At 62.8% G+C, this 25,365-nt stretch carries 25 protein-coding genes; 20 read left to right on the top strand and 5 right to left on the bottom strand.

The genetic code is table 11. From position 1 onward, the window contains the following. Nucleotides 1-28 precede the first annotated feature (28 nt). Nucleotides 29-2,779 (bottom strand): beta-glucosidase, encoded by a 2,751-nt coding sequence (locus J1G34_RS09555; protein ID WP_065935877.1) that lies wholly within the window; start codon nt 2,777-2,779, stop codon nt 29-31. 508 nt (nt 2,780-3,287) lie between these two features. Here J1G34_RS09555 and J1G34_RS09560 point away from each other — a divergent pair. The 14 genes from J1G34_RS09560 (at nt 3,288) to J1G34_RS09625 (ending at nt 15,385) form a co-directional block, all read left to right on the top strand. Beyond that, nucleotides 3,288-3,503, top strand: a complete 216-nt coding sequence (locus J1G34_RS09560; protein ID WP_065892505.1) for a hypothetical protein — start codon at nt 3,288-3,290, stop codon at nt 3,501-3,503. A gap of 141 nt (nt 3,504-3,644) precedes the next feature. Next, the gene (gspE, locus tag J1G34_RS09565) at nt 3,645-5,375 is read left to right on the top strand and encodes a type II secretion system ATPase GspE (protein ID WP_222993874.1); all 1,731 of its coding nucleotides are present in this window, start codon (nt 3,645-3,647) and stop codon (nt 5,373-5,375) included. After that, the gene (gene gspF / locus J1G34_RS09570) at nt 5,372-6,574 is read left to right on the top strand and encodes a type II secretion system inner membrane protein GspF (RefSeq protein ID WP_122683413.1); all 1,203 of its coding nucleotides are present in this window, start codon (nt 5,372-5,374) and stop codon (nt 6,572-6,574) included. Before gspE ends, gspF begins: the two co-directional genes overlap by 4 nt. Before the next feature lie 20 nt (nt 6,575-6,594). Beyond that, complete coding sequence (gene gspG, locus J1G34_RS09575) at nt 6,595-7,020, top strand: type II secretion system major pseudopilin GspG (protein WP_027607415.1); 426 nt, start codon at nt 6,595-6,597, stop codon at nt 7,018-7,020. Nucleotides 7,021-7,029: 9 nt separating this feature from the next. Continuing rightward, a complete protein-coding gene (locus tag J1G34_RS09580) occupies nt 7,030-7,461 on the top strand; it encodes a type II secretion system protein (protein ID WP_065895707.1) in 432 nt (143 codons plus the stop codon). Then, nucleotides 7,458-7,820, top strand: a complete 363-nt coding sequence (locus J1G34_RS09585; protein ID WP_065892509.1) for a type II secretion system protein — start codon at nt 7,458-7,460, stop codon at nt 7,818-7,820. Before J1G34_RS09580 ends, J1G34_RS09585 begins: the two co-directional genes overlap by 4 nt. Further along, entirely contained in the window at nt 7,817-8,446 is a 630-nt protein-coding gene (locus J1G34_RS09590; protein ID WP_222993876.1) for a prepilin-type N-terminal cleavage/methylation domain-containing protein, read from the top strand. Before J1G34_RS09585 ends, J1G34_RS09590 begins: the two co-directional genes overlap by 4 nt. After that, nucleotides 8,443-9,168 carry a general secretion pathway protein GspK gene (locus J1G34_RS09595; protein WP_122736479.1) on the top strand — a complete coding sequence of 242 codons (726 nt, stop codon included), beginning with the start codon at nt 8,443-8,445 and terminating at the stop codon, nt 9,166-9,168. Before J1G34_RS09590 ends, J1G34_RS09595 begins: the two co-directional genes overlap by 4 nt. After that, complete coding sequence (locus J1G34_RS09600; protein ID WP_222993878.1) at nt 9,165-10,208, top strand: PilN domain-containing protein; 1,044 nt, start codon at nt 9,165-9,167, stop codon at nt 10,206-10,208. Before J1G34_RS09595 ends, J1G34_RS09600 begins: the two co-directional genes overlap by 4 nt. Continuing rightward, nucleotides 10,183-10,794 carry a type II secretion system protein GspM gene (gspM, locus tag J1G34_RS09605; RefSeq protein ID WP_065887267.1) on the top strand — a complete coding sequence of 204 codons (612 nt, stop codon included), beginning with the start codon at nt 10,183-10,185 and terminating at the stop codon, nt 10,792-10,794. Before J1G34_RS09600 ends, gspM begins: the two co-directional genes overlap by 26 nt. Continuing rightward, entirely contained in the window at nt 10,791-11,315 is a 525-nt protein-coding gene (locus tag J1G34_RS09610; RefSeq protein WP_065887213.1) for a general secretion pathway protein GspN, read from the top strand. Before gspM ends, J1G34_RS09610 begins: the two co-directional genes overlap by 4 nt. Next, a complete protein-coding gene (gene gspD, locus J1G34_RS09615; RefSeq protein WP_222993880.1) occupies nt 11,312-13,531 on the top strand; it encodes a type II secretion system secretin GspD in 2,220 nt (739 codons plus the stop codon). Before J1G34_RS09610 ends, gspD begins: the two co-directional genes overlap by 4 nt. Nucleotides 13,532-14,203: 672 nt before the next feature. Next, entirely contained in the window at nt 14,204-14,596 is a 393-nt protein-coding gene (locus tag J1G34_RS09620) for a DUF4398 domain-containing protein (protein WP_065892514.1), read from the top strand. 12 nt (nt 14,597-14,608) lie between these two features. Further along, complete coding sequence (locus J1G34_RS09625; RefSeq protein WP_222993882.1) at nt 14,609-15,385, top strand: OmpA family protein; 777 nt, start codon at nt 14,609-14,611, stop codon at nt 15,383-15,385. A 9-nt stretch (nt 15,386-15,394) separates the two neighbouring features. Here the strand turns inward: J1G34_RS09625 and J1G34_RS09630 are convergent, their stop codons facing one another. The 4 genes from J1G34_RS09630 to J1G34_RS09645 form a co-directional block, all read right to left on the bottom strand. Then, a complete protein-coding gene (locus J1G34_RS09630; RefSeq protein WP_222993884.1) occupies nt 15,395-16,231 on the bottom strand; it encodes a 5'-nucleotidase, lipoprotein e(P4) family in 837 nt (278 codons plus the stop codon). A gap of 111 nt (nt 16,232-16,342) precedes the next feature. After that, on the bottom strand, nt 16,343-17,557 hold the full coding sequence (locus J1G34_RS09635) for a DUF1835 domain-containing protein (protein WP_222993886.1): 1,215 nt from the start codon (nt 17,555-17,557) through the stop codon (nt 16,343-16,345). 152 nt (nt 17,558-17,709) lie between these two features. Further along, nucleotides 17,710-17,952, bottom strand: a complete 243-nt coding sequence (locus J1G34_RS09640; RefSeq protein WP_083203148.1) for a hypothetical protein — start codon at nt 17,950-17,952, stop codon at nt 17,710-17,712. A gap of 68 nt (nt 17,953-18,020) precedes the next feature. Next, nucleotides 18,021-19,097 (bottom strand): aldo/keto reductase, encoded by a 1,077-nt coding sequence (locus tag J1G34_RS09645; protein WP_122561450.1) that lies wholly within the window; start codon nt 19,095-19,097, stop codon nt 18,021-18,023. A 456-nt stretch (nt 19,098-19,553) separates the two neighbouring features. On the opposite strand from J1G34_RS09645, the gene J1G34_RS09650 reads away from it, so the two are divergent. The 6 genes from J1G34_RS09650 (at nt 19,554) to J1G34_RS09675 (ending at nt 25,317) form a co-directional block, all read left to right on the top strand. Further along, nucleotides 19,554-20,471 (top strand): EamA family transporter, encoded by a 918-nt coding sequence (locus tag J1G34_RS09650; RefSeq protein WP_262411763.1) that lies wholly within the window; start codon nt 19,554-19,556, stop codon nt 20,469-20,471. Then, nucleotides 20,468-21,715: an ATP-grasp domain-containing protein gene (locus J1G34_RS09655; RefSeq protein ID WP_065892520.1), complete on the top strand. Its 1,248-nt coding sequence runs from the start codon at nt 20,468-20,470 to the stop codon at nt 21,713-21,715. Before J1G34_RS09650 ends, J1G34_RS09655 begins: the two co-directional genes overlap by 4 nt. Nucleotides 21,716-21,857: 142 nt before the next feature. Next, nucleotides 21,858-22,484 carry a glutathione S-transferase family protein gene (locus J1G34_RS09660; RefSeq protein WP_222993888.1) on the top strand — a complete coding sequence of 209 codons (627 nt, stop codon included), beginning with the start codon at nt 21,858-21,860 and terminating at the stop codon, nt 22,482-22,484. A gap of 16 nt (nt 22,485-22,500) precedes the next feature. Next, nucleotides 22,501-23,421, top strand: a complete 921-nt coding sequence (locus J1G34_RS09665) for a LysR family transcriptional regulator (RefSeq protein ID WP_222993890.1) — start codon at nt 22,501-22,503, stop codon at nt 23,419-23,421. After that, entirely contained in the window at nt 23,421-24,305 is an 885-nt protein-coding gene (locus J1G34_RS09670; protein WP_222993891.1) for a LysR family transcriptional regulator, read from the top strand. The genes J1G34_RS09665 and J1G34_RS09670 overlap by 1 nt, the downstream gene beginning before the upstream one ends. A gap of 79 nt (nt 24,306-24,384) precedes the next feature. Further along, nucleotides 24,385-25,317 (top strand): pyridoxamine 5'-phosphate oxidase family protein, encoded by a 933-nt coding sequence (locus J1G34_RS09675; protein ID WP_222993893.1) that lies wholly within the window; start codon nt 24,385-24,387, stop codon nt 25,315-25,317. Nucleotides 25,318-25,365: the final 48 nt, after the last annotated feature.

Here is a 25,365-nt window from a genome sequence, read left to right on the forward strand (position 1 = left end):
AGCGTGGGAACGATCATCTGGGAGGGGATCAGTTGCCCGCAGCACTGCCCTGGCTGCTGTCATCGCTCATGTCATAGCCATCACCGTCGCTGGTGCCGCTGTCCCCTTCATTTTGATGCAGTACGCCGCCGGTCTTCACCGTCGATTCACGCAACGTCGAGTTCAGCGCCGAACGCGGCAGCGGGTTGCTGGTGGTGGTCGACAGTTCCTGGCGGAACGGGTTGACCAGCTTGGCGTTCAGGCGGATGTCCTGGGACGAAGCGCCCACCGACAAGTTGAAGCTGTCGGCATCCACCACCCACTGCTTGCTGGCCACATCGTAGTAGGCCAGCGAGCGGTCGTTGAGCTCGATGGTCACGCGCTTGCTCTGGCCAGGCTTGAGGAACACTTTCTTGTAGCCCTTGAGTTCCTTGATCGCGCGTTCGACTTTCGGGTTGTTCTGGCCCACGTACAGCTCGGCCACTTCGGCGCCGGCGACCTTGCCGGTGTTGGCCAGATCGAACGACACCTTGATCGGCGCACCGGCCACGGCGACGCCAGGGCTGACGCTGATGTTGCTGTAGCCGAACGTGGTGTACGACAAGCCATAACCGAAGGGATACAGCGGCTTGATGCCCTTCTTCTCGTAGCCGCGATAGCCCAGGAACAGGTCGTCCTTGTAGCTCATCTCGCTCAGGGTTTCCTGATTGTCGAACGTGGGGAAAGTCGCGTAGATCGGGTTGTCTTCGATGTTGCGTTCGATACTGATCGGCAGCTTGGCCGACGGGTTGACCTTGCCCAGCAGGATCTCTGCCAGGGCCTGGCCGCCGTTCTGCCCAGGGTAGAAGGCGTGCAGTGCGGCCGGCACCTGGTCGATCCAGTCGCTCATCTTCAAGCCGGTGCCGCCATGCAGGGTGACCACGGTGTTCGGGTTGACCTTGGCGATGCTCTGGATCAGCAGGTTCTGGTATTCCGGCAGGTCGAAGCTGTGGTCGAAGCCTTCGCCCTCGTATTCATTGCTGTTGCCGGCTGCTACCAGTACGGCGTCGTACTGCGCCAGGTCCTGTGGCGCAACCAGCGATGCCCAGCTCATCTGCACGCCAACCAGGCCGCCCATGGTGGAGAGGTAGCCGTTGCGGCGCGAGTATTCGAGCTTGATGTCGACCGGTTTGCCGGCTTCAAGATTGACCTTGGCGAACACCGGGATGGTCGGTGGAATGCTGTTGTTCGGCAGCGGCTTGCCGTCGCCGTTGTCGAGGACTTTCTTGCCGTTGACGTAGAGGCGTACCGCACCGTCGGCGCGGACCTTGAACACCTGTTCGCCGCTGACGGTCGGGGTGATCTGGCCGCTGTAGCGAATCGACGTGGCGGCAGTGTCGCCATTGACTGGCAGGCTGTCGGTGGACCAGTCGAGGTTGACGTGCGCGTCGGTGCGGGTGGCGGCCGGGTCACCGGACCAGTTGGTGTTGCTGAAGAACTCGGTCTTCAGGCCTTTGACGCTATTGCCGTTGCTGTCGGCATGGGTCCAGCTGGAAGCGGCCGGGTCCAGCGACAGCCCGTCGATGAACTCGACCTTGGCGCCTGGGGCCAGTTGCTGCAAGCCGCTCAGCTCACTGATGTAGTTGGCGGCCATCACGTTGGCGCTGCCGAAACCGGTAGGCGGCGCGTACTTGGCCAGGGTGCCGACCACCGCGATGCGCTTGACCTTCTTCGCGTCCAGCGGCAGCAGGCTGTTCTGGTTTTTCAGCAGCACGATGCCTTCGCGCGCGGCATTGAGCGCCGTGCGGTTGCTGGTGGCGCTGTTCATGTTGTGGCTGGTCAGCGGGGCTTTGCTGTCGAACTTGTACAGGTAGATCTGCTTGAGGATGCGGCGCACCTTGTCATCGATGGTCGCGCTGCTCAGCTCGCCACTGTCCAGGTACGGCTTGAGGACGGTGCTGTTCATCTGGTAGCCCATCATGTCCAGGTCAGTACCGGCCTGTGCTGCCGGCAAGCCGTCGACCACGGCGTTGTAGTCACTCTGGACGAAGCCCGGATAGCCCCATTCGGTTTTCAGGATGTCGCGCATCAGGTGCTTGTTCTGGCACGCGAACTCGCCGTTCACTTTCTGGAATGCACACATCATCATCGCGACTTTGCTGTTCTTCGAGGCGGACTCGAAAGGCGGCAGGGTCATTTCGCGCAGCACGCGCTCGCTGATGGTTTCGTTGAGGTGGAAGCGGTTGCTTTCTTGGTCATTGGCGGCGAAATGCTTGGCGTTGGCCCACACGCCGCGCGACTGAATCCCGTTGATCACGGCCGGCCCCAGGCTGGCGCCGAGGAAGGGGTCTTCACCCGACAGATACTCGAACGCACGGCCGCTGTACGGCATGCGGTACAGGTTGACGCCGGGGCCGGTGACGAACTGATAACCGCCGCTGGCGGTGTCGTAGCCCAGGGCACGGCCCAGGTCGATGGCGCGACGCGGGTTCCAGCTGGCTGCCAGGTTCGGCCCGGACGGGTACACCACGCCCTGGGCGTTGCCTTCACTGGTGTAGCGCACGCCGACACCGCCGTCGGCACCGTGGATTTGCGGGATGCCGTATTGGGTCAACGGCTTGACGTCCCAACCGCCAGTGCCGCCGATGTAGGCGAGTTTCTCTTCCATGGTCATCTTCGCCAGGGTTTTATCCGCGGCCTTTTCTGCGCGGCTCACCCGGCCCTCATCCAGGGCCGGGCTGGTGGCCGCATGCACCTGGGACACGGCCAGTGCCAGCAGGGCAAAGGCCGACTGCGCACCGATCATCTTGCGTTTGTTCATGGAATTCTCCGACAACTGTTTATTGAAATAGGGCGCCAAAACGCGCGTTTTACACAGCGCGCTCGTCACTTTTTTACGGGCAATAGTCCGCCTTGAGCGCAATGTTTAACCGATGGCTAATTGCGACTACTTGGCAGGTTCCGCAGTATTAAAAGTTTAATAATTGTATGAGTTGTTGTTATGGGTAGTGTCTAAGTGGCATCACGCGATGGCGTTTTGAACCGCTAAAACGGCATAATTAAGGCAATTCTTGCGGTTATAAGTCAAACAAAAGCTAATTTTTGCGTTAAATAAGAAATATTTCCTTACCTTTCGGAACTAAGCATAAACCTACCAGTCGATTGGTTTAAGAAAATATATGGCGGCATGGCAAACTAGTGGCGTTGCCCGGTAGTTCTAAAAGGCCATGTTTTATACAAGCTGTCATACACAACGCTTTGGTGTAGGGTCTTGATCGAATTCAAGGCGCCACTTGAGCTGTCCGCTGTTTTTGAACTGGAGAATGTTTATGAAAATGTCCCTGTTGGGTGCCGGCCTCGTGCTGGGCGTTGCACTGAGTGGCGCGGCCATGGCCGCTGAATCAACCGACGCGGATGCGACGTCGGGTGCTACCGATTCCACCGTGCTGACCCAGACCCACGACGCCAAGGCGGCGAAAAAGCAGAAAGCCGAAACCACCAAGGGTGGCCGCCCGTTGAATACAACGGCCACCCCCACCAAGTAAGCCTGACCCTGTAGGAGCGAGCTTGCTCGCGAAGAACGTCAACGATGACGCGGACATTCTGGATGAGCGCGGTGTCCTTGAGTCCTTCGCGAGCAAGCTCGCTCCTACAGGAGGTTTTTACAGCCCTTCAGATTTTTACCCATGCTCAGTCCCTCAACGCCCATCGATGCCTGCCAGATGCACGTCCCGGATACCGAACAGGTCTGCGCGTGGCTGATGCAACAGGCCGGGTTGAAAACCGTGGACCTGGAGCGCGCCCGTCGCCTGTCCCAAGAAGGCGGCGACTCTGAATTACTTGGCCTGCTGACCCGCCTGGGGCTGGTCTCCGAAGTCGAACTGGCCCGCGCCTGGGCCGACTTGCTCGGCGCGCCGCTGCTGCTGGCCGACGCCGCGCCACCCTTGCTTGACCCGTTACCGAGCCTGACCGAGCGCTTTATGCGTCACTACCAGGTGGTGCCCGTGGGCTGGAGCCAGGGTGGCCTGCGCGTGCTGGCGGCCAACCCGTCGCTGGTCTACCCGTTCCAGGCCCTGGCCTATGCCTGCGGCGTGCCGGTGTGGCTGGCGGTCGGCCCGCGCAACGAGGTCGAAACCCTGATCGAGCGCTACTACGGCCAGGGACGCTCGGCCATGGGCACGCTGATCGAAAATCTCGACGAGCACAGCGGCGCGCTGGAAGACATCGAACACCTCAAGGACATGGCCTCCGAGGCGCCGGTGATTCGCCTGGTCAACCTGATCCTGCAGCGCGCGGTGGAACATCGCGCCTCGGACATCCATATCGAACCCTTCGAAAACCAGCTCAAGGTGCGCTACCGCATCGACGGCGTGTTGCACGAGGCCGAGGCGCCACCGTCGAGCTCATCCGCCGCCGTGATTTCGCGGGTGAAAATCATGGCGCGCCTGGACATCGCCGAGCGGCGTCTGCCCCAGGACGGCCGGATCATGCTGCGCATCCAGGGCAAGGAACTCGACCTGCGGGTGTCCACGGTGCCTACCAGTTTTGGCGAGTCGGTGGTGATGCGTCTGCTTGATCGGCAGACCGTGCAGTTCGATTTCCAGAGCCTGGGTTTTGATGGCCAGCGCCTGGAAACCTTCCTCGAAGTGCTGGAACGACCCCACGGGATTCTGCTGGTCACCGGCCCGACCGGCTCGGGCAAGACCACCACGCTGTACACCGCGCTGTCACGGCTCAACACCGCCGAGCGCAAGATCATCACGGTTGAAGACCCGGTCGAATATCAACTGGAAGGCATCAACCAGATTCAGGTCAAGCCGGCCATCGGCCTGGACTTTGCCGGCGCGCTGCGCTCCATCGTGCGTCAGGACCCGGACGTGATTATGATCGGCGAAATCCGCGACCTGGAAACCTGCCGCATCGCTATTCAATCTTCGCTGACCGGGCATTTGGTGCTGTCCACGTTGCACACCAACAGTGCGGCGGCGAGTATCACGCGGCTGCTCGACATGGGCGTCGAAAGCTACCTGATTGCCTCGACCGTCAACGGCATCCTCGCCCAGCGCCTGGTGCGCCGCCTCGACCCGGCCACCCGGGAAGCCTTCGAAGCACCGCCCGAGCTGATCGCCGAGCATGGCCTGGACCGCTTTACCGATGAGCGCCCGATCATGCTTTATCGGCCCCGCGCCGACACGCCGGGCCGTGGTTACCACGGCCGCAGTGCAATCACCGAGCTGCTGGTGATGAATGAAGAACTGCGCAGCCTGCTGATGCGCCAGGCCGATGCCGCCACCCTGGAAGCCGCCGCCCGCCGTGGCGGCCTGCGCACCTTGCATGAAGAGGGCCTGCGCCAGGCCGTCGCCGGCGTGACGTCGTTGGAAGAAGTATTGCGTGTGACCCGAGGGGAGGGCACGTGAGCCTGTTCAAATACCGCGCCCTCGACAGCCAGGGCGCCGCGCAACACGGCACGCTCGACGCCAAGGACCACGACGCCGCCGTCGCCCTGTTGCACAAGCGCGGCCTGCTGGTGTTGCAGGTTGACGTCGCCGGTGCCCAGGGGCTGCGCAATGCCCTTGGCCGTGGTCAGTTGAGCGGCGCGGCGCTGGTCAGTTTCACCCAGCAACTGGCCACTCTGTTGGGCGCCGGCCAGCCGCTGGAGCGCTCGCTGGGCATCCTGCTCAAGCAACCTGGCCAGCCGCAGACCCGCGCACTCATCGAGCGTATCCGCGAACAGGTCAAGGCCGGCCAGCCGTTATCCAAAGCGCTGGAGGAAGAGGGCCGCCAGTTCTCGCCGCTGTACCTGAGCATGGTGCGCGCGGGCGAGGCGGGCGGCGCCCTGGAAAACACCCTGCGCCAGCTCAGTGACTACCTGGAGCGCAGCCAATTACTGCGCGGCGAGGTGATCAATGCGCTGATCTACCCGGCCTTCCTGGTGGTCGGCGTACTCGGCTCGCTGGCGCTGCTGCTGGCCTACGTGGTGCCGCAGTTTGTGCCGATCTTCAAGGATCTGGGCGTGCCCATTCCGTTGATCACCGAAGTGATCCTCGGGCTCGGCCAGTTTCTAGGGGCTTACGGCCTGGCAGTGTTTGCCGGGTTGATCGTGATCATCTGGACGCTCGCTGCACGCCTGCGCGACCCGCAGCGTCGTGAACGCTATGACCGGCGTGTGCTCGGCATCCGCGTGATCGGCCCGCTGCTGCAACGGGTCGAAGCGGCGCGGTTGACGCGCACCCTCGGCACCTTGCTCAGCAACGGCGTGGCGCTGCTGCAGGCGCTGGTGATCGCCCGGCAGGTCTGCACCAATCGCGCGCTGCAAGCGCAAGTCGCCCAGGCCGCCGAATCCGTCAAGGGCGGCGGCACCCTGGCCAGTGCCTTCGGCGCGCAGCCGCTGCTGCCCGACCTGGCGCTGCAAATGATTGAAGTCGGCGAACAGGCCGGCGAACTCGACAGCATGCTGCTCAAGGTCGCCGATGTGTTCGACGTTGAAGCCAAGCGCGGCATCGACCGCCTGCTTGCCGCGCTGGTGCCGTCGCTGACCGTGGTCATGGCGGTGCTGGTGGCGGTGATCATGCTCGCGATCATGCTGCCGCTGATGAGCCTGACCAGCAATATATGAACCCTCAAGGATCCACACCTATGCGCCATACCCGATTCAAGCCCGCCCGCCGCCAGGGCGGTTTTACCCTGCTGGAAATGCTCGCCGTGATCGTGCTGCTGGGCATCGTCGCGACCATCGTTGTGCGCCAGGTTGGCGGTAACGTGGACAAGGGCAAGTACGGCGCCGGCAAGGCGCAACTGGCCAGCCTGAGCATGAAAATCGAAAGCTACGGCCTGGACGTCGGCTCGCCGCCCAAGTCCCTGCAGCAACTGGTCGACAAGCCGGGCAACAGCGCCGGCTGGGCCGGCCCGTATGCCAAGCCGTCGGACCTCAAGGACCCGTTCGGCCATGCCTTCGGCTATCGCTTCCCCGGTGAGCACGGCGCGTTCGACCTGATCTTTTACGGTCAGGACGGCCAGCCCGGTGGCGAAGGCTACAGCGCCGACCTGGGCAACTGGGAATAACGGCTGAACATGGCCAACGCCCAACGTGGTTTTACCTTGCTGGAGATGCTGGTGGTGATCGTCTTGATCAGCATCGCGGCCGGCCTGGTGGGTTTTGGCCTGCAACAAGGTTTGCGCGCCGCCAAGGAGCGCCAGGCGGTCGGGCAGATGGTCGAGGCGTTGCGCAGCACGCGGGCGCGGGCGATTGTCAGCGGCACCCCGCAAAGCACGTCGTTCGACTTGCGCAGCCTCAGCTTCCAGGCCCCGGGCCGCCCGAAAAAACACTGGCCGGCCGACCTGCAAGTCACCTTGCACACGGCCGAACATGCAGGCTCGGCGGTGGAGTTCTACCCCGATGGCAGTTCCACCGGCGGCAACCTGTTGTTGGCCAATGGCAGCCGGCGCTGGCGCATAGATATTGGCTGGCTGACCGGCAGCGTGCAGTCCAGGGCGCTGCCATGAAGCGGCAAGCCGGGTTCACCCTGCTGGAAATGCTCGCCGCGCTGACGCTCATGGCGATCTGCAGCACGGTGCTGCTGGTCGCCTTCGGCCAGAGTGCGCGCTCGTTGTTGCACGTCGCCCACAGCGATCGCCTGAGTCATGCTGCCGTCAGCGTGATGGACCAGGAAGCAGCAGGTCCCCTGGCCAATGGCGTGCGCCAAGGCGATCTGGACGGCATCGCCTGGCAACTGCGCATCGCCCAACAGCCCACGCGGATCGGCCAGCCGCAGTTGTTTCGCCTCGACCTGACGGTCAGCGAGGGGCCGCGCCACGCCAGTTTCAGCACCTTGAAACTGCGTGCGGCAGGGGCCGGTTTGTGACGCGCCGTCAGCAGGGCTTCACCCTGCTCGAAATCATGATCGTGCTGAGCCTGCTCGGTGTATTACTGACCCTGGTCGGTGGCGCGCTGCTGGGGGCCAATCGCGCGGTGCTCAAGGCGCAGCGCTACACGGTCAGCCTGGATGAAATGCGGGCTGCGCAGCAGTTTTTGCGCACGGCGATCAGCGAGGCGCTGCCCCTGGACGTGACCGAGGACGACAGCCAGACCGACGGGTTTTTCGCCGGCAGCCCACAGCGCATGCAGTTTGTCGCGACCCTGCCGGGCGTGCTCGGTGGCGGGATTCAGCGCTTCACCCTGGAGTTGACCGGCGCCGAGGCGCAGCGCGATTTGCAGGTGGCGTTCGCGCGGTTTGAGCCTCAAGCGCAGGTCAGCGTACCGGCGTCGCGCAGTGAGCCACAGGTGTTATTGAAAGGGGTCGAAGATCTGCAGTTCAGCTATCGCGGCGTGTCGCCCAAGGGCAACGCCACCGGCTGGATCAGCGAGTGGCCGTGGACCCGGCGTTTGCCCTCGGCGGTGCGGATTGCGGCGCGCGTCAATGGGCCGGTGCCCTGGGTCACCCAGGTGATCGCGCTGCGCTTGAACCTGTCGAGTGGGGGCCCCGAATGATCCGGCATCAGCGCGGTGTCGCGCTGCTGCTGGTGCTGTGGGTGCTGGCGTTGCTCAGCCTGCTGCTCGGCGGCCTGGCCGGCTGGGTGCAACTGGAAATCCGCCAGGCGGCGTGGCACCGCCAGCACACCCAGGCGGTGTTGGCCGCCGAGGCGGGCGTGGCGCTGGCGCTGCAGGGCCTGGCCGACCCGTTGCAGCGCAAACAGTGGATCGCCGATGGGCGTGAAATCCCGTTGCTGTTCGATGATGCACAGTTGCACGTCAGCCTGCGCAGTGAGCGCGGCAAGTTGTACTTGAACAGCGCCGAGGTCGGCGATTTCGCGCGGCTGGCCCTGGCCTGCGGTGCGACCCAGGCCCAGGCCGGCCAACTCGCCAAGGACCTCGAGGTACGACGCCACCAGGGCCTGGCGCCGTTCAGGGTCATAGAAGAAGTGCGGCAATTGCCGGGCATGACCCAGGCGCTGTACAGCGCGCTGGTTCCCGAGATCAGCCTGTGGAGTGGCCTGGACAGGCCCGATCCGGCCTTCGCCAGCACGCTGATGCGCCGCGCCTTGAACCTGCCGCACCTGAGTGCGGTGGGCGCCGACCCCGGTGAGGTGCTGGTGATCGACAGCCGCGCGCAACGCCCCGGCGGCTACCACGCCCAGTTGCAAGCCACCGTGTTATTGAGCCCCGCGCAAGGCAGCGCACAACCTTATCGAGTCTTACGTTGGCAAGAATGAACGAACACTTATCCGCACGGCTGCACCTGCTGACGGAGCCCATCACCCAGCGCTGGCGCGGCAGCCTGTTGCAAATGGGCTGGCGGCTGTGGCTCAAGGAGCTGCGTGGCTGCCTGCCGGCCTGGCTGTCGCTGCAGGACATCCCCGAGCATGTGTACCCATGGCCGCTGACCGCGCCCGTGTCGCCCGTGGCCGGCGAGGCGCGCCAGGTGCTGTTGTTGGCGCCCTCGGCGGTGCTGGTGCAAGCCTTGCAGTTGCCCCCGGCGGCGGCGCGCAACCTGGCGACGGTGGTGGGGTATGAACTGGACCGTTTTACCCCGTTCGATGCGGCGCAGTTGTACTTCGTCGCGCGCCAGGAGCGGCGCACTCCGACCCACGTGCACGTGACGCTGGTGGCGATCCTGCGCGAGCGCCTCGACCAGATCCTCACGGAGTGCGCCGCCCTCGGCTTGCAGCCACACGCGGTGGATGTGGTGGACGCGGCGGGCGTCCCGATGGGCATCGACCTGCTGCCGGTACCGCTGCGTCCACGCCAGCGCCCGGCGGGCAAAGGCCTGCAACGCAGCCTGCCGTGGCTGTGCGGCGCCTTGCTGATTGCCGCCATGCTGCTCTGGCTCAACGACCGCCAGCGCGTGCTCGACAGCATGCAGCAAAGCGTGCGCGCGCAAAAAGCCCAGGTCGCCGAAATCCAGGCCCTGCGCCAGCAACTGCTCAATACCCGTGGCGCCGCGCAGTACCTGATTCGCCGCAAGACCGCCCAACCGCCGCTGGCCGGGCTGCTCAACGAACTGACCGCCTGCCTGCCGTCCGACACCTGGATCGACCAGTTGGAAGTCAACGACGGCGCCGACGTTTCATTCTCCGGGCAAAGCGCCAAGGCCAGTGCCCTGATCACCCGCATCAAGGGCTGCCACAGCCTGGAAAATGCCCAGTTCGAAGGGGTGATCCAACCCGATGCGCAAACCGGCAAGGATCAATTTTCCTTGCGCGCCCACCTGCACCAGGAGGCCGCCGATGCGCCGACCACTGACACCCCGTGAGCGCCGTGGCGCAGCCCTGATCGGCCTGGCCCTGGTGCTCGGCGCCGCGTATTGGCTATTGGTCGACAGCTGGTTCGCCGGCCCCTTGCGCGAGATGGGCGAGCAGGCCGAGCAGCTGCGCGAACAGCAGCAACGCTACGCCGGCATATTGCGCCAGGGTGATTCCCTGCGTCAGCAACTCGAGGAGGCCCGCCAGGACCCGGCCAGCAGCACCAGCCTGCTGCCCGGCGATGACCCCAGCGCCGTGGCGGCGGACCTGATGCAACGCATCGCCGACCTGATCAACAGCCGCGCCGGCCTCGGTGGCGGCTGCAGCCTCACGCAGCGCATGCCGATCACCCCCGAGCAGGACGACAGCGAACCCTACCGCCAAGTCAAAGTCAGCCTGACCCTGAACTGCGCCATCGAACCCTTGACCGCGATCCTGCATGAGCTGGAGTACCAGCGCCCGTTTCTGTTTGTCGATGAGATGAGCATCCGCCGTGGGCCGAACGCGCCCGCCAGCGGTGGTGCCGGTCAACTGGTGGTGCACCTGCTCGTGCGTGGCTACCTGCAACCGGCTTCCGCCGCGCAGGTGCGCCGATGATCAACGCACTGCGTCCCCTGGAGTGGCTGTTGCTCGGCGTGGCCGGGCTGTTGGGCCTGTTGATGGTCGGCATCCTCAGCAGCATCGGCGATGCGCCTGAGTGGTTGCCGGCGCCCGAACCCGATGCGCGCGCCAACGCCACGGCCAAGGTACTGGTGGCCCCGAGCGCAACCCTGGAAAGCCTCGCCGGCACCTGGCAGGCGCCGCTGTTCAGCCCTGACCGCAGCCCTGACCGCGCGGTTGGCCAAGCCGCCGTTTCCAGCCTGTCGAGCCTGACGCTGACCGGCATCGTACTGGACGGCGACCTGCGCGTCGCACTGCTCAAACGCGCGGACGGCCCGCCCTTGAAAGTCCACCAGGACCAGACCCTGCCCAACGGCTGGCGCCTGGAACACCTGACACCCCGCGAAGCCCGCTTTGTCCTCGACGGCCGCACGCAGACCCTGAGCCTGCGAGGCCTGCGTCTGCCGCCGCCGTCGACCACACCCCCGATTACCCTTCCTCACGAGTCCGCCCCTTGATCGATACATTCCCCGGCGCTTTGCGCACCACCGTGTTTTGCCTGGCCACCGCCGTTTCCCTCGGTGGCTGCGGCACATTCCCTGAGCATCTGGACCCGGACGAGGCCTTGTTGCATGAGGCGATGCAGGGCACCGGCGCGCAACGCCCGCCCGTGGACCCGGCCAGCGAACAGGCCCCGGTCGACAGCAGCCAGCCCCAGGCCAAGACGCCGCCCCAGCGCCAATTGATTCGCGGCAACCAGCAGTTCGTGCGCCAACCCACAGCGGCGCCGGCCGGCAAGGCGCAGGCGGGCGGCGACATCGTGTTCAACTTCGCCGACCAGCCAATCGAGGCGGTGATCAACAGCGTGATGGGTGACCTGCTGCATGAGAACTACAGCATTGCCCAGGGGGTGAAGGGTAACGTCAGCTTTTCCACCTCCAAGCCGGTGAACAAGGAGCAGGCGCTGTCGATTCTCGAAACCCTGTTGTCGTGGACCGACAACGCCATGATCAAGCAGGGCAACCGCTATGTGATTTTGCCGGCCAACCAGGCGGTGGCGGGCAAGCTGGTGCCGCAGATGCGCGTGGCGCAACCGTCCAACGGCCTGTCGGCGCGACTGTTTCCACTGCGTTATATCTCGGCCACCGAGATGCAGAAATTGCTCAAGCCGTTTGCCCGCGAGAATGCCTTTCTGCTGGTTGACCCGGCGCGCAATGTGCTGAGCCTGGCCGGTACCCCGGAGGAGTTGGCCAACTATCAGGACACCATCGACACCTTTGACGTGGACTGGCTCAAGGGCATGTCGGTGGGTGTGTTCGGCCTGCAACGCGCCTCCGTCGCCGAACTGATGCCCGAGCTGCAAAAAATGTTCGGGCCCGACAGTGGCATGCCGTTGGCGGGCATGGTGCGGTTCTTGCCGATCGAGCGCACCAACTCGGTGGTCGCGATCTCGTCGCAGCCGCAGTACCTCAGCGAAGTCGGTGACTGGATTCACACCATCGACGAAGGCGGCGGCAACGAGCCGCAGATGTATGTGTACGACGTGCGCAACATGAAGGCCACCGACCTGGCCAAGTACCTGCGGCAGATCTACGGCAGCGGCGCGATCAAGGACGACGCCCCGGCCAAGGTCGCGCCGGGTTTGCGCACCGCGACCCTGTCATCGCCCGGCACCAACAGCACGTCCGGCAGCACGCCTGGCGGCTTGAGCAATAACCTGAATAACAACCAGCCTGCCGCCGAGGATGAGGAACAGGAGCCACAAGCCGAGGACACTGTCGAGCAAGACACCACCGAAGGCGCGCCGGCCAAAAGCCTCGACGCCGGTACGCGCATCACCGCGCAAAAAAGCAGTAACCAACTGCTGGTGCGCACGCGCCCGGTGCAGTGGAAAGAGATCGAATCGGCGATCAAACGCCTCGACAATCCGCCGCTGCAAGTGCAGATCGAGACGCGCATCCTTGAGGTCAAACTCACCGGTGAACTGGACCTGGGCGTGCAGTGGTACCTCGGCCGCCTGGCCGGCAATTCCACCAGCACCACGGTGGCGAACGCCTCCGGCAGCCAGGGCGCGTTGGGCGGTGGCGGCGCCGGGTTGGGCGCGGCGGATTCGTTGTTCTATTCCTTCGTCAGTTCCAACCTGCAAGTGGCCCTGCACGCCCTGGAAACCAACGGCCGCACCCAGGTGCTGTCGGCGCCGTCGCTGGTGGTGATGAACAACCAGCCAGCGCAGATTCAGGTGGGCGATAACATTCCTATCAGCCAGACCACGGTGAACACGGGGGCTTCCGACACTACCTTGAGCAGTGTGGAGTATGTGCAGACGGGTGTGATTCTGGATGTGGTGCCACGGATTAATCCGGGTGGCCTGGTGTATATGGATATTCAGCAACAGGTCAGTGATGCGCAGGATCAGGCATCGTCGAGTAATGACACGCCGAATAATCCGCGTATTTCCACACGGTCGGTGTCGACTCAGGTCGCCGTGCAGAGCGGGCAGACCGTGTTGTTGGGCGGATTGATCAAACAGGACAATGCGGACTCCGTCAGTGCCGTGCCGTACCTGGGCAAGATCCCCGGCTTGCGCTGGTTGTTCGGCAACACCAGCAAATCCAAGGACCGTACCGAATTGATTGTGCTGATCACGCCCAGGGTGATTACCAGCAGCAGCCAGGCACGGCAGGTGACGGATGACTATCGCCAGCAGATGCAGCTGTTGCGGCCTGCGCAGTAAATTTGCCCGCACCCGGCGCCGACCGGGATCTCGTGTCTATCCCGACAAAATGTGCGAGGGGGCTTGCCCCCGATGGTGGTGTGTCAGTCACTGATGCACTCACTGACCGGGCCTCATCGGGGGCAAGCCCCCTCCCACATAACGGTTAGCCACGGATTCAAGCCTGCATTCGGCCGCGGCCTTGGAGCCGACCGATCGCTTGTGTCGAGCCCGATCCAAATGTGGGAGGGGGCTTGCCCCCGATGGCAGTGTGTCAGTCACTGATGCACCCACTGACCGGGCCTCATCGGGGGCAAGCCCCCTCCCACATAAAAGCGGTTAGCCACGGATTCAAGCCTGCATTCGGCCGCGGCCTTGGAGCTGACCGATTTCTTGTGTCGAGCCCGATCCAAATGTGGGAGGGGGCTTGCCCCCGATGGCAGTGTGTCAGTCACTGATGCACTCACTGACTGGCCGTGCAGGTGGTGGCATTGCCATTGCCCGGAGCGGTGTGAGCGCAGGGCAGACTGCCACCTTTTCTCTGAGAAAACCCCTACAGGTATCTGGGAGTTTTCATTCTTCTCGCCCGTGTTTTTCCTCCTAGGATGGCGCCATCGCTTGACCACAAGCGAGACGGCAACGGGCCTGGCTATCAGGCCCTGCAGCCATACGAATAGGCTTAGGAGTCAAAACATGAGGATCACCCGTGTGAGCAAACGCCTGCGCCGCTCGGCCTGGGCGGTGATCGTTGCGGCAACATTGGCAGGCTGCGCCACGCCGCTGCCACCGACGGAAAAAATCTCCCTGGCCCGCGACTCGGTGGGACGTGCGCTGGCGGCACAAGCCACGCAGTTCGCACCGCTGGAGATGAAGACCGCTCAGGACAAACTGGCCCGTATGGAGCAAGCCATCGGCGAAAAACGCTACGTGGAGGTGGACGCGCTGGCCGAGCAGATCGAGGTGGACGCCAACCTGGCCGAAACCAAGGCCAACACGGTGCGCAAACAGCAGGTCTTGCAGCAGGCACGCGAGGGCATCCAGGTGCTCAAGCAGGAAATGCTCAACGCCCCCGCGACTACCCACTGAGGATTTTCCCCCATGCGTGCCACTTACTTCATTCCCGTTCTGTCCGCCCTGGCGCTGGCCGTGGCCGGCTGCGCCACGCCGCCGGAAAACGCGCAACTGCTGCAAGCGCGCAGCCAGTTTTCCAGCTTGCAGCAAAAGCCTGAGTCCAACACCCTGGCGGCGGTCGAGACGCGCATCGCCTCCAATGCGCTGGACCGCGCCAACCAGGTCTCGCTGCATGACCGCACCGACCCGCAGATCGACCAGTTGGCGTACCTGGCGTCGCAGCGAATCGCGGTGGCCGAACAGACCATCGCCGGTCGCAAAATCGATGCCCGGCTCGACAACATCGCGGTCGACCGCACCCAGGTGCAGCTCGACGTCAGGACCGCGCAGCTCAAGGCCTTGCAGGCCATGAAGGCGCAGCCGTCGGAGCGCGGCCAGGTGATTACCTTTGGCGATGTGCTGTTCGATACCGCCAAGGCCGACCTGAAGCCGGGCAGCCAGCGCGACCTCCAGGGCCTGGCGAATTTTCTGTTGCAGAACCCTGAGCGCCAGCTTCGCGTAGAAGGCTTTACCGACAGCACCGGTGGCGACGCTTTCAACCAGACCTTGTCCGAGCGTCGCGCCCAGGCCGTGGCGCGCGGCCTGGAGCGGTTCGGCGTGGGCCGCGAGCGCATCACCGTGGTGGGCTACGGCAAGCAGTACCCGGTGGCCGATAACTTCAGCGCGTCGTCGCGCCAGTTGAACCGCCGTGTGGAAGTGATCGTGTCCAACGACGGCGCAGCGGTCCGCGCACGGCGGGAGTAGCGCGCGCCGTTACTCCTGCAGCTGCAACGCCTGCTGCTTGAGCCTGCGCTTTTGCTCGAACGGCAGCTTCTCATTATCCCCATAGGGCGCGCTGTACCAGTTGCCATAGGAAGGGTTGGGCAGCAGGAACCAGCGCTGCCCCAGCCAGTTCACATAGGGTTGGACCGCCTTGCGCTGGGCCGCCAGCGTGTTGTGCTCGGCCTGCACGAAGTCGCCCAGGGAATCACCGGCCATCAACAGCACCCGCGCATGGCTGGCCACCCATTGGCGACGACAGTTCTTGCCATAGCCGGCGCTTTCGCAGTGGCCGGTAGGCGTGCCGGCCGCCAGGATCTGGTCATCGCTCTCAATCGGGAAACCGCGCAGGCGCAGGTTTCTGGCCGTGGCCGCAACCTGGCTGTGTTCGCGGTTGGTGAGGTAATAGACCTTGATGCCTTTTTGCCGGGCCGCCTGCAGGAACGCCACCGAACCGGGCAGCGCCTGGGCCTTGGCCTGGTCGACCCAGGTGTTCCAGCGGTCATAGGAATAGACCTGGTTGTTCAGAATGTCGCGGGCATTGAGCGGCACATTGTCCAACAGGGTTTCGTCGATATCCACCACCACGGCCGGCGGCAGCCCGGTCATATCTCGCGCAGGAAAGGGCAGCGCGTCCCAGCCGGAATCGGCCAGGGCGACATCCAGTTGACGGGTGGCGTTGGCGAAGAGCTGACGGTAGATCAGCTCGTGCTCGATGGAGGTCTGGGTCCAGAGCACGGCGTCCAGTTGGTCGTTGGCCGGTGGGGTGTGCTGGCAGCCGGTCAAGGTGATGGATAACAGGCAGGCGCCGGCAACAATCAGGTTACGCATGATGGGTTCTCGCAAGTGGAAGCAGTCGCAGGCGGCCCTTGCAATCGAAGGGCTTCAACGCCTGCATGTGTACAGGATCATCGCCTGATCAGCAAAGGAACGGGCGCAAGCCTATTCCCTGGCACTTCGCCAAACAGGCTGAGCCTCCCCGTCTACCGTCCAATGAGCCCGACCCGGTTCAATACAGACCCCGCCTACCCAGCGCGCATGTGAACTGTGGTCAGGCCAATAGGCGTTTGCGTCGAGCACTTCAAGACCGAGCGGCGTCAGCGCCAATTCCCGGCGCGGCCACTCCAGATGCGTCTCGGTTTCCACCAGCAGCGGCTGGTCGCCATCGATCAACGGTCGCAACAGCGCATGAAACATCATGTCGCCCAGGAACGGCAGCGGTTCGCGCCTGGCCATCAGTTCGGCAAATACCCGGCCAAATTGCACCGGCCCGGCTTCGGCGATATAGCCCAGGGCCAGGCGTTCGGTCAGGGACAAGCCATCCCGGGTGCCGGGTAATTCCTGCAGTTGGCGCAGCAGCGCCGGCGCGAGCAAGGGCAGGGCACAGTGCTTGCCGTGTGCCAGTTCGGCCCAGCGCACGGGTGAGGGGTCGCAATACGCCCCCCACGCCTGTTTGGCCAGTTGGATCGCTGCCTCATCCACCAGGCGCCGCTGGGGCCACAGCCAGGCGAGTACATCGGGCGCCAATTGGCCGATGCCGATAAACCGCTCCACACCGGGAATGCGGTCGACTTCGATCAGTTCAAGTTTGGGCGGTAGGCGCTCCAGACCCGCCAGTGCGCGTATCAGAAACAGCTGGTCATAGGCATCCGCTTCGCACCACAACACGCTGTGCTGCGCCGTTGCCAGGTGTTCAAGCCGGGCATATTCGTCGGCCAGTCGCCGCGCCACCTCGGTTTCATTCAAACCGAACGCGTGGCTGATGAACGCGCCACGCAGGGGTTGGTAGTCATCGCCGGGCAGGTCGCGCACCGGGCCCATGCATAACGGGTCGGTGAGCATCTGGAATTGCCCTGTGAACCCCGCCACCTGCAGGCTGTGGGCGATGTCGTTGCCACAGCGCCAATGGGTGGTGCGGGCTTCGTCGCTGGCGATAAAGTCGGGGTGGCGTGCGGCGAAGTCCAGGGCGTCGACATGGGCCTTGAGCTTGGGCCAACTGCTGAAGCCCAATCCTCTGGCTATCTGCCATTGGGCCTGGGACAAGGTAGCGTTGGGGTCCTCGCGCTTGAGGTGCGGCAACAGTTCCTTGGCGCGCTTGCGCTGCTGCTCAAGGTTGAGGCGGCCGTTGGTAGTGGAAGCAACAGGGCGTTGTGACATACGAGCTCCTTGTACAAACCTTTTCCGCTTTAAGGTTGGGAGTCGTAGAAATGAGGTCGAGCTGTGATGTCTTGGGCGCAGCCCTTTCCGCGGAAGGTGGCGTAGAGAGCGCCAGGCGGGAAATATAGGCAGTGTGGCGGCCGATTGCAAACTCAGACCGGTTCTTCGGGCCTGCGATCAATCCAGTGAGTCTTGATGCCCTTGGCCCAGGCCACCGTGTAGAAACAGCTCAGCAGCACAATGCCCCATTGCTCGGCATTGATCGACGACCAGAACCAGAACGGCTGCCCGGCCATGCCGAACAGGCAGGCGTAGCGGCGCACCTTGAGGCGTTTGCTTTGGCTGAACCAGATAGCGACGACGCCGAGGGCGGCGATCATGAGCTGCGCGATCAAAGCGATTTCCCTTACCAAAGGTGAGAGGGCGCAAGCCTCTCCCACCGGTTGAGCTGTTGCGTGCAGGGCTATTTGTCCTTGCGCGCATCCATAGTTTTTTGATGCTCGGCAAGGAATGGCTGTTCCGCCGGATCGAAGCGATCGATCCCCGCAGTAAAGCGATGCCAGTACGGGTACAGCGGCTGCCGACGCGTCACGGCCTCGATGCGTGAGGATTGTTCCTCGGTCAGTTTCAACTCGGTCGCCGCAAGGTTGTCGCGCAGATGCTCTTCGGTGCGGGCGCCGACAATCAGCGAGGTGATCCCCGGGCGATCCTTGAGCCACGCCAGGCAGGTGCGCGCCACCGACACACCGTGCTCGTCGCCCACGGCGGCCAGGGTTTCGATGATATCCAGCGCCCGCTCCTGGTCATGCACGTAGGGTTCCGGCCAGCCGCTGCCCTGGCGGGTATTGGCCGGTGGTTTATGCCCGCGCCGGGTCGAGCCGGTCAGCAGGCCTTCACCCATCGGTCCCCACACCAGCGTGCCGATATTCTGGTCCAGCGCCATAGGCAGCAGCTCGTACTCGGCCTCGCGGGATTCGGGGGTGTAGTAGATCTGCTGGGTGATCGGCTTGAGCATGCCGTGCAACTCGGCCTTGCCCAAGGCCTTCATCATTTGCCAGGCGGTGAAATTGCTGGTGCCGAAGTAGCGGATCTTGCCCGAGCCCACCAACAGGCGCAGCGCTTCAAGGGTTTCTTCGATGGGCGTCAGACCGTCCCAGTTGTGCAGTTGGTACAAGTCAATATGGTCGGTGCCCAGGCGCTTCAAACTGGCTTCACAGGCGCGAATCAGGTGGTAGCGCGATGAGCCGGAATTGTTCGGGTTCTCGTCCACCGGGCTGCGGCCCTTGGTCGCCAGCAAGATGTCATTGCGCTTGTCGCCCAGGGCATTGCCGACCACTTCCTCGGCCAGGCCATGGGAGTACAAGTCGGCCGTGTCGATCATATTCACCCCGGCGTCGAACGCGATATCGAACATGCGCCTTGCCTGGGGCACGTCCACCGCGCCGCATTTCTCGAACTCGGCACGACCGCCAAACGGCACGGTACCCAGGATGATTTCCGAGACCAGCAGGCCGGAATGGCCCAGTTGTCGGTATTGCATGTTGCCTCCTACATTTCGTTGCACGTGAAGGTGTGAACGATGGGAGGGGCGATAGTTTGAATTTTTTTATCCAGCCTTCCTGTGCCTGCCGCGCCATTGCCGTCACAGAGGCACCTCATCCGCCAGCGCACGGGCAGAAATTCGCGCGTTTATGTGCTTGGACGAACTCACCTGAATTGGCTGAAATTGCTCCTGTAAGTTAAAGGCTTGTAGGAAAGTTCTTTTTTTATGTGTTAGTTATTTAACTTCCACGTAGTTCCAGTGAGTGTTGACGGAAAGTTCCTACGTATATTTCCTGGATTGATAAGTTGGCGTTTTGGCTGTTGCTACCTATCCGTTTTGCTAGCTATTATTTTTTCACATGATTTGCTAGCGTCTAAGACTACGGCGAACGGTGCAGAGGCTTGAGTATGAAAGATATTGAATGAGGACAATCGACAACGCGTGGGTGGCTAAATGTTAATACAGCGGACAGGAATAATCATCGGCTTGGTATTTTGCTTGATTAGCGCAGCGTTCGACGTTTACGTTGCGTTGATCACACAGTCGATCAGTACGCTGAACGTTGTCTTCTATTGTTTCATGACGTCGGCCTGTTTTTTTGGTGCCTGGGCGCTCTATCGAAATAGGCGCTCACTGTTTTCGAAACTAAGCGCTCAATGGCGATTAGTCGTTATCGTCAATCTGGCGGTACTGCTCAATTGGGGCGGGTTGTTCTACGCACTGCGCTATCTCGAACCTGCGGTAGTCGGCGTAGCGTCGGTAGCCTGTGGGCCCGCGCTGACGTTGATTATTTCGTTGTTCAACAAACGTGGCGTCAAGGTCGCTCTTGCGGACGCGCTGGTTTCATGGCTCGTGCTCGTCTCGGTGGCGGTCATGTTGTTCAATTCCTTTGTGGGGGACAGCGGCGTCGTGACTACCACCGATGGCCAGCGAGTGCTGGGTATCGCCAGCGTGTTGGCGTGCGCATTGGGCACGGTCATGTACACGGTTTTTTCCAAGGAGATGTTCGCTCGTCAATGGACCGTATACGAAATTCTGGGTATCAGAAACATCGCGATGGTTGGCGTTTGTGCCGTTGCAATTCCTGCCACGGGAGGCAGTTTCATACTCGAACGTGAGTGGGTTCCGCCTTTGGTGGTGCTGGTGGTGTTAGGGCATTTGCTGCCCATTTACCTGATCCAGAAAACTATCTATTACCTCACGCCTATTCACGTTTCCCTGGTATTGCTGACGCTTCCTGTATTCGTTCTGTTGCTCCAGTACTTGGATGCGAGGGTTGAATTCTCCGTCGCCAGCGTCGCCGCGGTGATTGTGATTGTTGTGCTGCTGCTGGGTAGATCGCTGCATGCCTTGAAAAGGGAGGCGTTATGAGAGTGGTGATGGTCGATGGGTTTTCATCCGGGAAATTCCTGGCCAAGCAATTAAAAGATGAAGGTTGTGTACTGGTGCATGTGGCCTCATCCGATACGTTGGACAGCTACTATTACAAAGGTTTTGACTGTGCGCTCTATGAGCGGATGATCGTCAATCGCGACGTTGAAATGACCTTGGCGCAACTCCAGCGTTTCAAACCGCAGTTCATTCTTGCAGGTGCAGAAACGGGTGTGTTGCTGGCTGACCGGTTGAACGAGCAATTGCAACTGCCTTATCGCAATCGCTTCGATAAAACCAACGCACGTCGAAACAAGTACGAAATGATTCAGTGCATAACCCAGGCGCAACTGCCTGCGGCGCGGCAGTTCATTGCTGACGGCTGGGAGCCTGTTCAACACTGGATCGATGAGCACGGACGCTTCCCTGTGGTCATCAAGCCGCTTGAAAGCGCAGGCGCCGATGGTGTGTTCATCTGTGAAGATATGTACGCCTGCAAGGCTGCTGTCGAGCGTTTGCTGGGGACGACCAACAAGTTGAATATTCCCAACACGCAGGTGCTGATTCAGGAGTACCTGGCGGGGAGGGAGTATGTGGTCAATATGGTCTCACTCAACGGCCGACAGCTTGTCACCGAGGTCGTACGTTACCGAAAACAGCGAACGGCGAGCGGCGGCATTCTCTACGATATTGACGAACTGATTGGGCCTGACACGCCGGTTTATTCAATTCTTGTCGACTACACGCGAGCCGTGGTGCGGTGCCTGGGCATTCGAAACGGTCCCAGCCATGCAGAGGTCATGCTCACCGAAGACGGACCGAAACTGGTGGAAATCGCTGCTCGCACTGACGGCATTCTTCGACCCGGGGTTTCAAAGCTGACCACTGGCCTGGGTCAGATCGATGCTGTGGTTCTATCCCTTATGCAACCTGCGGCATTTGAGCAGCGTTCAGCGGGTGAAGTGGGTTACCAGCGTCTGCAACATACCTACAATGTCTGCTTGATCAACCGCTCGGAAGGCTATTTCGAAAAGGACGTATTTTTGAGGGAACTGCTCAAACTTGAGTCGTTCTTCGAGGCTGTGTTTTACGTTGAGAACGGCCAGCGCATAGACGTGACTCAGGATGTGTTCAGCCAACCCGGCACGGTGTATCTGGTACACCCCGACCCGGCAGTGATCGAGGCGGATTACCGCAGCATTCGCACACTTGAGTTGCAGGGCGCTTATCTGGCTGCCAGGTAGCGGCATAGAGTGGGGAGTGAGTTACTGTTTCATTTTATGAAATGCTGGATTGTGAAATCTGGCCATTCCATTGACGGTTGGCACATAAGAACATTGCAGCCATCGACACGAATACTCGGTCGACCACGCCCTGGAGTTCGTCATGCCTGCGATCAAACTGTACGGTTTCCCCCTGTCCGGCCACTCCCACCGGGTCGAACTGATGCTGTCCCTGCTGGGCCTGCCTATGGAATTTATCCTGGTGGACCTCAAGCAGGGCGCCCACAAAACACCCGAATTCCTCGCCAGCCTCAACCGCTTCGGCCAGGTGCCGGTGATTGACGACGGCGGCACGGTGCTGGCCGACTCCAACGCGATCCTGATGTACCTCGCCAACACCTATGGCAACGGCCAGTGGCTGCCCGCTGATCCGGTCGGGCAGGCACGTGTGCAGCGTTGGCTCTCGGCGGCGGCCGGTCAATTGTATGCCGGGCCTGCCACGGCGCGCCTGGCTACGGTGTTTGGCGCCCAGGTGGACACGACCGTTGCGATCAACCACGCTCACGCCCTGTTGAACGTGCTGGAGCAGCAATTGAGCGAGAGCCGCTTTCTGGCCGGCGACCTGCCGAGCGTTGCCGATATCGCCTTTTACACCTACGTGGCCCATGCGCCGGAAGGCAAAGTGTCGCTGGCCGACTATCCTCAGGTGCGCGCCTGGCTCGCCAGCCTTGAAGCATTGCCGGGTTTCGTCGCTATGCCGCGCACGGTGGTGGGGCTGCAATCAGCGTAATGCTCAAGGGGTGTCGATGGACCGTTTTCATGAAATGCAGGTGTTCGTCGCGGTGGCCGAAGAGGCAGGCTTTGCTGCCGCCGCGCGGCGTCTGAACACCTCGCCGCCCAGCGTGACCCGGGCAATTGCCGCCATGGAACAACGCATCGGCACCCAGTTGCTGGCGCGCACCACCCGCAGCCTGCACCTGACCGAAGCCGGCCAGCGTTACCTGGAAGACTGCCGGCGTATCCTAGCCGAGCTGAGCGAGGCTGAGGAAGCGGCGGCGGGCAGTTATTCGATCCCCTGCGGGCAACTGAACGTGACCGCCCCGGTGCTGTTCGGCGAGTTGTTCGTGGCGCCCGTGTTGGGGGAGTATCTCGACCGTTTTCCCCAAGTGAACATCAATGCGCTGCTGGTCGACCGCGTCGTCAATATGAATGACGAAGGTGTCGACGTGGCCGTGCGCATCGGTCATCTGCCCGAGCCGGGGCAGCAGGCGATCGAAGTGGGCGAAGTGCGCCGGGTCGTGTGCGCGTCGCCCGCTTACCTGGCGCGGCATGGGCGACCCCTGCGGCCCGAACAGTTGCGCGAAGCGAAGATCGTCGCCTCATCCGCCAGTCAGCGCGTGCATGAATGGGCCTTCGTCGACGACGGCCTGCCGCTGACGGTGCCGATAGAACCGCGCCTGGCGGTCACTGCAAACAATGCCGCAGTCGCCCTGGCGCGGCTGGGGTGGGGCATGACCCGGGTGCTGTCCTATCAGGTCGCGGCAGCGGTGGCGGCGGGTGAGCTGGAGGTTGTCCTGCAGGATTTCGAGCCGGCCGCGCTGCCGATCCGAGTGGTGTTCCAGAACAACGGGCGGGTGCCGGCCAAGGTCAGCACATTCGTCGATTTTCTGGCCGAGCGCCTGGGGCATGACATGGCCCTGAAACCGATGAAAAAGCCGCGCGGCTGATGGAGCGCTATCGCGATATGCAGTTGTTCGCGTCGCTGGCCGGGCAACCGAGCCTGGCGGCGGCGGCGCGCTTGGCGCAGGTCTCGGGCCCGACCCTGGTGCGCGCGCTTGCGCGTCTGGAAGCGCGCTTGCGGGTGACGTTGTTGCAGCGCAGCACCCGTGGGGTCAGCCTCACCGACGCCGGCACTGCCTACATGGCGGACTGCGTGCGCTTGCTCGCGGCGGTGGAGGTGGCCGAAGCGTCGGCCAAGGGGTTGCATAGCCAGGCCCAGGGCAATCTGCGCGTATTCATGCCGTTGCTGTTCAGCCGCTATGTGATGGCGCCGGTACTGGCCGCGTACATGGAGCGTTACCCGCTGGTGCGCCTGGTCGCCCACTACCACGACTACTACCCGAACCTGCACGAGGAAGGGCTGGACGTGGCGGTGCTGGTGGGCGAATTGCCCAGCTCGTCGTTGATCGCGCGACCGGTGGGGCATGTGCGGCATGTCCTCTGCGCCAGTCCCGGCTACCTGGCCGCCCACGGCGAACCGCTGCACCCCGACGCACTCAGGCAGCACCATCTGATCGCCGATGCCGACCCGGTGCAGTGGGACTTCGCGCACTCTCAGCTCAAGGCCCGCGCACGCCTGCGCTGCGCCACGGTGCAAGGTGCGATCAATGCGGCCGTGCAGGGCGCGGGGCTGGTGCGGTGCTTGAACTATCCGGTGCACGAGCACCTGGCAAGTGGCCGGCTGCGTCGCGTATTGCCAGGCTTTGAGCCGCCTGCGGTGCCGGTGCAGGTGGTCTATCGCGAAGGTCGCCATGCATCGATGCGCGTGCGCAGTTTTGTCGATGAGTGTGTAACGGCATTGCGCGGCCACCCGGCATTTCAGCTGGCGTAATAGTGGATTGCCTGGGCTGGTCATTCTCTCGGCGTAAGCCTAGGCGCAGCATCCAGCTATCCAACGAGAGGTGGCCGTCATGAACGCAATCGAGCAATCCCCCTGGCATGCCGGCGAACGGCAACTGCAAGCCAGTGCCGGCGCGGCCGAGCGCATGGCCGTGATCGGCCCGAAGGTGATACGCGATCATCTGCCCGAGCAGCATCGCGATTTCTATCCCTTGCTGCCGTACCTGGTGGTGGGCGCGGTGGATGAACAGGGCACCCCGTGGGCGACGATGCTCGAAGGCGCGCCCGGGTTCGCGCATTCACCTGACCCTTACCGGTTGCAGATCGACAGCCTGCCCTGCAACAGCGATCCGGCACGCGCGGGAATCACGGCGGGCGCAGCCGTTGGCGTGCTTGGCATCGACCTGAACACCCGCCGGCGCAATCGTATGAACGGCCGTATTGGCGCAGTGGATCACGAAGGCTTCGCGGTCGACGTGGTGCACAGCTTCGGTAACTGCCCCAAATATATCCAGCTGCGCCCGGTCGACACGATTGCGCGCAAACCCGCCGACGTGGCCGAGCGCAGCGACAGCCTGGATGGCGCCGCGCAGCACATGATCCGCAACGCCGACACCTTCTTCGTCGCCAGCTATGTCGACCTGCACGGCGAGCGTTCGGTGGACGTCTCTCATCGGGGCGGGAACACTGGGTTCGTGCGGGTGCAGGGCAACGTGCTGACCATCCCCGATTTTGCCGGAAACCTGTTCTTCAACACACTGGGCAATCTGCAAGCCAATCCGGTGGCGGGGTTGTTGTTCATCGATTTCGAGTCGGGGGATGTGCTGCACGTGGCGGGGCGTACCTCGCTGACCCTCAGCGGGCCGCAGGTGGCCGAGTTCGAGGGGGCGCAGCGGTTGTGGACGGTGACCGTGGAACAGGTGATCCGGCGTCCGGCGGCCTTGGCATTGCGTTGGCAGTTCGCGGGATTTTCACCCTATAGCCTGGCGATGGGAATCGGGTAGCCAGGCGCGGTCGCAGATCCGATGTGGGAGCTGTCACAGCCTCGCTGA

This window comes from Pseudomonas sp. Wu6 (assembly GCF_019891515.1).
Taxonomy (GTDB): Bacteria; Pseudomonadota; Gammaproteobacteria; order Pseudomonadales; family Pseudomonadaceae; genus Aquipseudomonas; species Aquipseudomonas orientalis_A.